General features: G+C 72.6%; 2 protein-coding genes. Both read left to right on the top strand.

What is annotated here, in order from left to right; translation table 11 throughout:
• Positions 1-1108 (top strand): methyl-accepting chemotaxis protein (locus C665_RS19515; protein WP_004329465.1); only part of this gene is annotated, 1108 nt, incomplete at its 5' end.
• A gap of 29 nt (positions 1109-1137) precedes the next feature.
• A partial coding sequence (locus C665_RS19510) for an Hpt domain-containing protein (RefSeq protein ID WP_004329463.1) occupies positions 1138-1543 on the top strand: 406 nt, incomplete at its 3' end.

Genomic DNA, 1543 nt, shown 5'->3' with positions numbered 1-1543 from the left:
GCTCGCCGCCCTGCTCGCCGTGTTCGTGCTGGCGCAGATGGCGCGCGCCTACGCCGCCGACGCCGCGGCGCGCCGCCTCGCCTCGGAGGCCGAGCGCCGCCAGGCCGAGGACGAGCGCAACCTCACCCAGCAGGCCATCCTGCGCCTGATGAACGAGATGGGCGACCTCGCCGACGGCGACCTCACGGTGCGCGCCACGGTCACCGAGGACATCACCGGCGCGATCGCCGACTCGGTGAACTACACCATCGAGGAGCTCTCGGTGCTGGTACGCCGAATCAACGACGCCGCCACGCGGGTGACCTCGGCCACCGAGTCGGCGCGCCGTACCTCGACCGAGCTGCTCGCCGCCACCGACCGCCAGTCGCAGGAGATCGAGGAAGCCGGCGCCACCGCCGAGCGCATGGCGCAGTCGATGACCGACTCCTCCGCGCGCGCGCTGCAGTCCGCCCAAGTGGCGCGGCGCTCGCTGGAGTCCGCGCGCAAGGGCGCGGACGCGGTGCAGAACAGCATCCGCGGCATGAACGACATCCGCAGCCAGATCCAGGAGACCGCCAAGCGCATCAAGCGCCTCGGCGAATCCTCGCAGGAGATCGGCGAGATCGTCGAGCTCATCTCCGACATCACCGAGCAGACCAACGTGCTCGCGCTCAACGCCGCCATCCAGGCCGCCACCGCCGGCGAGGCCGGGCGCGGCTTCACCGTCGTCGCCGAGGAAGTGCAGCGCCTCGCCGAACGCTCGGCCGAGGCGACCAAGCAGATCGCCGCGATCGTCAAGACCATCCAGACCGACACCCAGGACGCGGTGGGTGCGATGGAGAGCGCCACCCGCAACGTGGTCGAGGGCGCGCAGCTCTCCGACGCCGCCGGCCAGGCGCTCGCCGAGATCGACCAGGTCTCCACCGAAACCGCCAGCCTGATCGAGCGCATCTCGGCCGACGTGCAGGAACAGGCCGCGACCGCCGGCCGCGTCGCCGCGGCGATGAAGGACATCCTCGCCGTCACCGAACAGACCTCGCTCGGCACCCGCCAGACCGCCGTGTCGATCGACCAGCTCGCCGAGCTGGCGGTGGAGCTGAAGGGCTCGGTCTCGGGCTTCAAGGTCTGACCACGCTGGCTGTCGCCCGGAAGAACAGCATGACACACGCCACCGAGCCGGACCTGGGACCGCTGACCTGGGTGAAGGGCGAGATCGACGCCGCGCTGGGGCGCGCGCGCGAAATCCTCGAGCGCGGCTGCGCAGGCAGCGAAGCCGCCGGCCTGCAGTTCGCGCAATCGCACCTGCACCAGGTGCGCGGCGCCCTCGACATCGTCGGCCTCGACGGCCTGACGCTGTTCACCGACGCCCTCGAGCAGCTGCTCGGGGCGATGGCGCGCGGCGAGGTCCCGGCCGACGCCGCGCGCCACGCGCTCGCCCTGCGCGCGCTGGCGATGGTGGGCAACTACCTCGAGGAGCTCGCCGACGGCGCGCCCGACCAGCCGCTGCGGCTGGCCGCGCGCTACCTCGAGCTCGCCGCCGCGCGCGGCCAGCACGACGCCAGCG

It is taken from the genome of Thauera aminoaromatica S2 (genome assembly GCF_000310185.1).
Taxonomy (GTDB): domain Bacteria; phylum Pseudomonadota; class Gammaproteobacteria; order Burkholderiales; family Rhodocyclaceae; genus Thauera; species Thauera aminoaromatica.
The sequence above is the reverse complement of the archived record's forward strand: the minus strand, read 5'-3'. Positions and strand labels throughout refer to the sequence as shown.